Source organism: Caldibacillus debilis DSM 16016, assembly GCF_000383875.1.
Taxonomy (GTDB): domain Bacteria; phylum Bacillota; class Bacilli; order Bacillales; family Caldibacillaceae; genus Caldibacillus; species Caldibacillus debilis.
The window spans coordinates 1-8,327 of the sequence record NZ_KB912904.1; the positions used below are offsets into that span (position 1 = coordinate 1).

Genomic DNA, 8,327 nt, shown 5'->3' on the forward strand with positions numbered 1-8,327 from the left:
AGATTCAGGATTTTTTGCCGGATGTCTTCGGATAAGGCATGTGCAGGTTTTCGCCCCCGGTTTTTGTGAATGACTCCGTTTTCATCCTCCTCAAGGACTCGTTTTTTGAGGCGATAAACCTGACGAAGACTTAGCGATAACAATTCGGCAGCTTGTTTTCCCGTGATATACCCTTCGATCCATTGACTAATCACTTTGTAACGCTTCAATTCTTTTTTGCTCAATGGAATTCGCTCCTGTCTCATACTGACATTTTCACTGAAGCGTTACAATATGACAATATCACAGACGAACAACACCCAATTTTGGAGGAAGTTGAATTCAATATGAATGTATTGTAAAATAACAAGTATGCAGAATATCTTCTCTTTTAAAAGAGGTATTCTGCATTTTCGTATGATATAAACTAAAATAAATATTAGAATTTAAAAGTAATCAGTACTTACAATACAAAAGGAGTTGTAAACTCTTGAAACTTATCCCTAAGTTGATTTCATTTGAGAAGGATAAAGAAAATATATTTGTGAAAATATTACTTTGTAATACAGACGATATAAATCTTTCAGCAAAACATTTTCAGTCATTGGTATTTTCTAATTGTGAGTGCCAACTTTTCTTTCCGCTTCATCAAATGGAAAACAATATTCTCGTTTTTCTTATTGACTCAATTGGTATTCAAAAAATTATAGATAGCGGTTTAGTTTGGCGTTTGCAATTAGAAATTAATGCTGATGATGATTTGTTTTTGATAAATGTTGAAAAGGCAGCTGTTGAAAAATATATTGATTCTATCGAAATTAATACAATGAATGATGAAAAGGCAGTCATTAATGTGTATTATCAAAATGATAAAAATATGAATATTATTACAACATTTATTAAAAATGATATTAATTTAATAGAAGTAATTGATAATTTTGAATGTAAAAATGATATCTTAACTTTAGGAGGTAAGTTTATAAAAGCGATAGATAGAGAGTATTTATTATTTGCTGTTCCAATATACAATAAAGCTGATAATAATATTAAAAGTTTTAAATTTATAGTTAACCAAGACAATTTTGTGATTAGCATTCCTATTAATCAGTTATTGGTATCAAGTGAATATTTAATGATGATGGGTTTTGCAAAAAATAAAAGGTATTATATTGCTAATCTACCTTTAAACAAATTTGAAAAAGGGCATTATTTTGTTTATCAAAATAATGCAGAAGCTATTTTTTTAAAAGTTCAAGAGTTGGATATTAACGATGTGTTCCCGATTGTAAAAGATATTAACATAAAAAATAATTCAATTAAAATTACGGGAATCATTTATTCATCTTTTGAGAATTTGGATATAAAAATTGAAAAAGGATTTTTAGTACACAGAAAGTCAGGTTATAGTTATAATTTAGAAAACATATCGTATGACAATGGTGAATTTTCAGTTTGTTGTAATGTTGACAAAGAAGATTATTTTAATTTATCGGGAGTATATGATCTTGAGTTACTATTATCTAGGAATGATGTTAAAAAAACTTTTAAGGTTTTTGTGGATCATCCAAATAGTAATTTATCAAGTTATATAGTAACGCCAATAGAATTTATTTTTGCAAAAAATAAAAAAATAACCGTTAGACCTTATAAGACATTGGAAAATACTGTATCTTTTCTTGTGCATACTATTGATTCAATTCATGAAATTGAAGAAGTGAAAAAAGTTTCAAATGGAATTCGAATAATATGTAAAATTAAATTTACTAATAATTATAACTTAGATTCAGTAAAGTTATCTGGAGAAAAGAGATTCTACAAGATAGATAAGTATATTCAAAAAAACGATATATTAGAAATATTTATTGGTTATGAAGCCTTGTTATTCTTCCTCAATAAAAATAATAATGCTTTGTTAAACTTAACCATTGATTATCAAATAGGAGATAAGAATTACTCCGATTTTTTGATATCTAAAAATAAGACTGATTACTTTTCTGTCTCATATCCAATTTATAATTTTGAGGAACATAATCTTCAATTGCATCCCTTTTACAATAATAAAAGATATCTATTATTAAAAATAGGAAGGAATTTAACTCTTAATGTTGATAAAATAAAGTATAATAAAAAATATTTAGTAATTACTCTGAATTCATCTACGAAGTTGACGACATCTAAGACAGATATTCTATTTGTAAATGAAGAAAATAATTCTTTCGAAAAAGCTACTTTCAAGTTAGTCGAAAGAGAAAATAATAACTACGATTTCGCAATTAAGCTCAAAGATATAAAAAATATAAAATCTGGGAAATATAAAATAATGATAAAAGTTTTGAGCAACTCAGATATTTACCCTATAAATATCATAGATGAATCAATTTTAAATCAATTTGCAAAAATTAATATTAAAATACCCAAAAGCAAGATAGTAATTAATTTATACAATAATAATAAATATCTTGAATTTGAAATAACAGAAGATACAATTAGCATCCCTACATTTAGAGATTATTTAAATAATTTTGTCGCAACAATTTTTTCAAGGATAATTAAACTCTTTTATAAAAAAGAAGTTTGGTTAATAGGGGAAAATTTAGGTCTCATTGCAAGAGATAATGGATTTGCTTTTTTTAAGTATTGTTTTGAAAGACAAATCTCTGAGAAATATTTCTACGTAGCAAAAAAAGATAATTATGATTTAGAAGTCCTAAAAAAGTATAAAAAAAGAGTAATAAATTATGACAGTTTGAAACACTATCTTTTATATCATCTTTCCAACTATCTGATTGTAAGCCATGGAATTCGCGATGTAATACCTTCATTATTTCATTCAAAAATGAGTAAAAATGAGAAAGATGTAATATATTTACAACATGGGATTATTGCTATGAAAAAGTTGTTTTTTAATTCTAGATCGTATAATGGAAAAATTAAGAAGTTTGTGGTTTCCTCTGAACAAGAAAAAGATATTTTAGTAAATCATATGAACTTTAGAGAAGATCAAGTTATGATTACTGGATTACCAAGATATGATTATTTGTATCCGATTAAAAATGAAAATAAAGAAATTCTGTTAATGCCTACTTGGAGAGAATGGATTATTAAATCAAAAGATGATTTTTTGAATTCAATCTTCTATAAAACTTATTTAGATTTAATTAATAATGATGAATTAAATGCCCTTTTAGAAAAGAACAATATTACACTTAACTTTCTTTTACATGTAGAAATGCTTAATTACTCTCAATATTTCTTTTCCAATAGTAAATTTATAAAAATATTAAATCCCAATAGTGTGAACATCTCTAATTTGATTAAAAGTTCCAAAATGTTAATTACTGATTATTCAAGTGTTGCATTTGATTTTGCATATTTGAGAAAACCTATAATATTTTTTCACTTTGATTTAGAAGATTATTTGAAGCATAGAGGTTCATATGTTAATCTTGTTGAAGATTTACCGGGATATAGTAGTAATTCAATTGAGGAGATTATTGCCGTCTTAAAAAGATATATCGATAATGATTTTAGTTTAGAAACAAATATGGTCTTTAGATCAAAAAAATTCTTTGATTATATGGACAGAAGGAATAGTGAAAGAATATATAATGAAATTAAGAAATTAAGGTGATACCATGAAAATTACTTTCTTAATATATAATGTTTTTGGGATGGGGGGGACAGTCAGAACTGTAACAAATACTGCCAATTTCTTAGTTGACAGAGGTTATGACGTTGAAATAATAAGTGTAAGAAAAACAAGTAAAAAACCATTATTTTATATTAATGAAAAAGTTAAAATAAAGTATCTAATTGATGCACGAAGACCAAGTAAAAATACTCCCCCCTTACCGTTGTATAAAAAAATCATTAAGAAGATCTTAACAAAAATACCTAGTATTTTAATTGACAAATCAGAAGATCTTTATCACATGTTTAATCTTTTCTCAGATATAAAAATACTTTTTGCAATAAAAAGTGTAAAAAATGGAATATTGGTAACAACTATTCCATCATTTAATATTCTGTCAGTAAAGTATGGCAATGAAAATGTAATAAAAATTGGACAAGAGCATAAACAATTCTCGATTTATAGTAAGAATCTACAAAATAAAATTAAAAAATATTACAGCAAATTGGATGCTATAACTTGTCTTTCTGATAATGAAACAAATGAATATAAACATCTGTTCGGAAATGGAAGTGTTAAAATTGTTAAAATAGAAAATGCCACAATTATACCTGAATATTTTTCAAATCATACCAATAAAGTAATTATTTCTGCTGGAAGATTTGTACATGAAAAGGGATTCGATCTATTAATAGAGGCATTTAGTAAAGTAGTCCAAAAGCATCCGGAATGGAAATTAAAGATTTTTGGACAAGGAGTTGAAAGGAGTAATTTACTTAAGTTAATTCATAAATATGATTTAGCAAATAATGTATTGATTTTACCTAAGACAGATAATTTGCTTAAAGAAATGGCTAAAGCTTCCATATATGTACTAAGTTCAAGAAATGAGTCTTTTGGGATGGTAATTGTGGAGGCTATGTCTGTCGGTTTACCCTGCGTATGTTTTGCCTGTTCTGGACCTAAAGAAATTATTGAAGATAAGAAGGATGGGATCTTAGTTCCTGTAGGCGATACTAATGCATTAGCAAATGAAATAAATAGATTGATTGAAAATAAAGAGTTAAGGATGTCATTAGGAATGGCAGCAAGGAAAAGTGTACAAAGATATTCATTTGAGATGATTTCCCAAAAATGGGATAATCTAATTAGAGAACTAAAAAATAAATCAAATAATTAAATGAGGATTTTTAATTGTGAACCGTTTTTTTTTTTGACAGTAAATTAACAAATACGGCTTTGGTTCTTTATTCTAAGAAAGAACCAGAGCCGTTTCATGATGTTTGAAGTTTATTGAGTGAGTAGAATTCTTTTTTTACGTTAACGTTCGTTCCAGCAGAGAGATGACGTATAATTAAGTTCGCAAAAAGTGAAAAGAGGAAAAGCCATCGGTAACTCCGAATATGGTAAGTGCCCAAAAAACCTAAAAGGAGTTGAAACCGATGGCTTACCAGAATTCTACCTTATCTCTCGAACAAATGCTACTGAAATTTATGTCGGAACAGGATCCCATGCTCTCTATGCTTCAGTGGCTCTGTGAGCAAATGCTGGAAGCCGAAGTGACAGCTAAAATTCAGGCACAGAAATCGGAACGGACGGATACACGGACCGGCTATCGTGTACGTCGCTTTGACACTCGGATGGGCACCATGTATCTCTTTGTTACCAAACTGCGCAAAGGCGGTTATGTGCCCTTTTTTGTCACGGAGAAATCACGTGCTGAGGCTGCTCTGATCCAAGTCATCCAGGAAGCCTATATCCGTTTGGTCACCAGTTACCTGATGGAATATCATGAAGACTAGTCCATCGGACGTTCATATATCAACCCCAACATTCTTCAGGAAATACAGGAACAAAGACAAGTGGCATAACCCTTATCGGAGTGCTAATGGTTTTTGCGAACTTTACTTGACACTAACAGCAGAGACCAAGGTTATTACAAGAAGTAAAAGTATAAACATATGTTAATTGTTATACTATTTGGTTACTTAAGAAAAGCCAGTGAGCATTGGAAATCACGGAATTTTGGTTTGAAAAAAAGACTTTCCGGAACTTTTCCACGGTATACCATACCCTGCCATCGATATTAGTGATCATATAACCTTTCATGAACGTTTTCCGGTTTTTTAAAGACATTCGGTTTATGTTTTTCACCCGCCTTTCATACATCATGGCTTGCCGATCTTCAATCCCCTTCTTCTGTTTTACTCCCCATCAACTTTAGTGAAGAATCTGGTATTAATTGGAAGAAACATTGATATTGGTTTAAATAAGGTATAATTAAATAACTAATACAATTACTAATTTCAAGGAAATCCCTACAAAAACACGGATGCTTGTTCTATTGTTTTTTTCAGCTTGAACGGGTATAATTTTTTAAGCGATAAAAACCCCGATTTTTTCTTTTGAAAGGACCATTTTATGAAATCGGCATTGTTGGTGTTGAGGGAGCAGATCAAACATTTTTATTTGATCCGAAGGCTTTCTTGGTATGAGTTGAAGAGCAATAATAAAAACAATTATTTGGGCATCGCCTGGGAAGTGATCAACCCCACCATTCAGATTTTGATCTACTGGTTTGTTTTTGGCAGCATCAACAGGCGGGCGAATATCGAAGTGGTCCCAGGCAAGGATGTTCCTTTTATCGCGTGGCTGGTGGGCGGTTTTATCCTTTGGAACTTCTTTTACCAGGCCACGATCCAAGGGTCGAAGTCGATCTATACCCGGCTTGCCATGTTATCGAAAATGAATTTTCCCATGAGCATCATCCCGAATTTTGTGATTTTCTCTCAGTTTTATGTCCATTTGTTTATGCTGCTGATTACGATATTGTTGGTCAATGCGATGGGGATTTATGCAAATCTCTATTATTTGCAGCTCATTTATTTTATATTCGCTACATTTTCTTTAGTGTTTTCCCTTTCTTTGATCACGTCTACCCTTTCGACCATTATACGGGATGTCCACATGTTCCTGAATGCGACATTAAGGATGTTGTTATATTTGTCTCCGATATTATGGCCGATCGCGGGGATCATTGACCATCCGACCATCTTGTTCATTATGAAAATCAATCCCTTGTACTATATTATCGAAGGCTACCGCGCCGCCTTTTTCGGGACCGAGTGGTATATGATCACCCATTGGAAATATACCGTCTATTTTTGGGCATTGGTTCTCGCGCTCTTCACTTTCGGTTCGATGCTGCACGTGAAGTTCAGGAGACATTTCATCGATTATTTATAAAGGCTTGTGATCGATCATGGAAAAGGCAATCATCGCAAAAAACGTGACAAAAAAATATAAGCTCTATAAAAACATGAAGGAAAGGCTGTTGGATTTAATCACTCCCCTGAACTACGGGGAGGATTTTTACGCATTGGCCAATGTCAGTTTTGAAGCGGAAAAGGGAGATGTGATCGGGTTCATCGGCGTCAACGGATCCGGCAAGTCCACCCTTTCCAATATTATCGCCGGCATCGTCCCGGAGACATCCGGCACGGTTCAAGTGAACGGGGAAGCCTCCTTAATTGCCGTTTCCGCGGGATTGAAAAACGATTTGACGGGACGGGACAATATCGAATTAAAATGTTTAATGCTCGGTTTTTCGAAGGAAGAGATCAAAAGGCTGGAACCGGATATCATCGAGTTTTCGGAACTTGGAAAGTTTATCGATCAGCCGGTCAAGTCTTATTCCAGCGGGATGAAATCGAGGCTGGGGTTCGCCATTTCCGTCACCATCGATCCCGACATTTTAATTATTGATGAGGCCCTTTCCGTCGGGGATAAGGCCTTTGCCGAAAAATGCCTGGAAAAGATGCGGGAGTTCAAAAAAAGGGGAAAAACCATGATCTTTGTCAGCCATTCCACCGGTCAAGTGAAGGAGTTCTGCGACAAGGTGCTGTGGCTCGAATACGGAATGGTCAAAGACTTTGGCCCGGTTTCTGAAGTTGTTCCGAAATATGAAGCGTTTATAAAACAATGGAGAAAAATGTCCGCGGAAGAACGGAAGGCGTACCAGGAAGCCGCGCTGCAAAAACAAAAGGAAATATTGGCTCAAGTTCATTGAATCCGTTGGTGGAGAAAACTTCTTTTCCCAATAAGGAAAGAGGGAACTTGCCCCCGGGTTCATCATTCATGATTCGGGGAAAAATCTTATCCGGTCGGACCGGACCGGCCGGACCGTTTTCTTTTATGAATCCATGATTGGAGAAAAAACTGCGCGAGGCATAATTTAGAGGGGTTATTTTATCAGGCGACCTGTTGGGCATGAGTCCGATATCGCACCGGGCACATGCCTTTTCATTTTGCCTTGATCCGTTGTTGTATTAATCTTCCATATCGTTTTCCGGTCCTTTCCAGAAGTGTTCCATGCTTCTAGATTCTTGTAAATAAAGGCATATGCGGATGACGTATAATAAAGTTCGCAAAATAGAAAGAGGAAAAGCCATCGGTCACTCCGAATAGGTAAGTGTCCAGCAAACCAAAAGGAGTTGAAACCGATGGCTTACCAGAATTCTACCTTATCTTTCGAACAAATGCTACTCCAGTTTATGTCTGAACAAGACCCCATGTTGTCCATGCTTCAATGGCTTTGTGAGCAATTGATGGAAGCTGAGGTATCGGCAAAAATTAAAGCGCAAAAGTCAGAACGGACAGATTCACGTCAAGGGTATCGATCAGGTTATCGAGTCCGACGCTTTGACACAAGAATGGG

At 33.1% G+C, this 8,327-nt stretch carries 6 protein-coding genes and 1 pseudogene; 6 read left to right on the plus strand and 1 reads right to left on the minus strand.

The annotated features are described in order from the left end of the window. Nucleotides 1-224: helix-turn-helix domain-containing protein (locus tag A3EQ_RS21180; protein WP_154652882.1), on the minus strand; the 224-nt coding region annotated here is incomplete at its 3' end. Between the two features lie 245 nt (nucleotides 225-469). Here A3EQ_RS21180 and A3EQ_RS21775 point away from each other — a divergent pair. The 6 genes and pseudogenes from A3EQ_RS21775 to A3EQ_RS22250 form a co-directional block, all read left to right on the plus strand. Further along, nucleotides 470-3,610, plus strand: coding sequence for a CDP-glycerol glycerophosphotransferase family protein (locus A3EQ_RS21775; RefSeq protein WP_020155853.1), 3,141 nt, complete (start codon nucleotides 470-472; stop codon nucleotides 3,608-3,610). A gap of 4 nt (nucleotides 3,611-3,614) precedes the next feature. Next, complete coding sequence (locus tag A3EQ_RS0114250; protein WP_020155854.1) at nucleotides 3,615-4,790, plus strand: glycosyltransferase family 4 protein; 1,176 nt, start codon at nucleotides 3,615-3,617, stop codon at nucleotides 4,788-4,790. A 262-nt stretch (nucleotides 4,791-5,052) separates the two neighbouring features. Further along, nucleotides 5,053-5,397, plus strand: a pseudogene (locus A3EQ_RS0114255) (transposase); the annotation flags it as partial. Between the two features lie 634 nt (nucleotides 5,398-6,031). Next, on the plus strand, nucleotides 6,032-6,856 hold the full coding sequence (locus A3EQ_RS0114265) for an ABC transporter permease (protein WP_020155857.1): 825 nt from the start codon (nucleotides 6,032-6,034) through the stop codon (nucleotides 6,854-6,856). Between the two features lie 16 nt (nucleotides 6,857-6,872). After that, on the plus strand, nucleotides 6,873-7,679 hold the full coding sequence (gene tagH, locus A3EQ_RS0114270; RefSeq protein ID WP_020155858.1) for a teichoic acids export ABC transporter ATP-binding subunit TagH: 807 nt from the start codon (nucleotides 6,873-6,875) through the stop codon (nucleotides 7,677-7,679). 433 nt (nucleotides 7,680-8,112) lie between these two features. Beyond that, on the plus strand, nucleotides 8,113-8,327 hold a 215-nt coding region (locus A3EQ_RS22250; RefSeq protein ID WP_020155310.1), incomplete at its 3' end, for a transposase.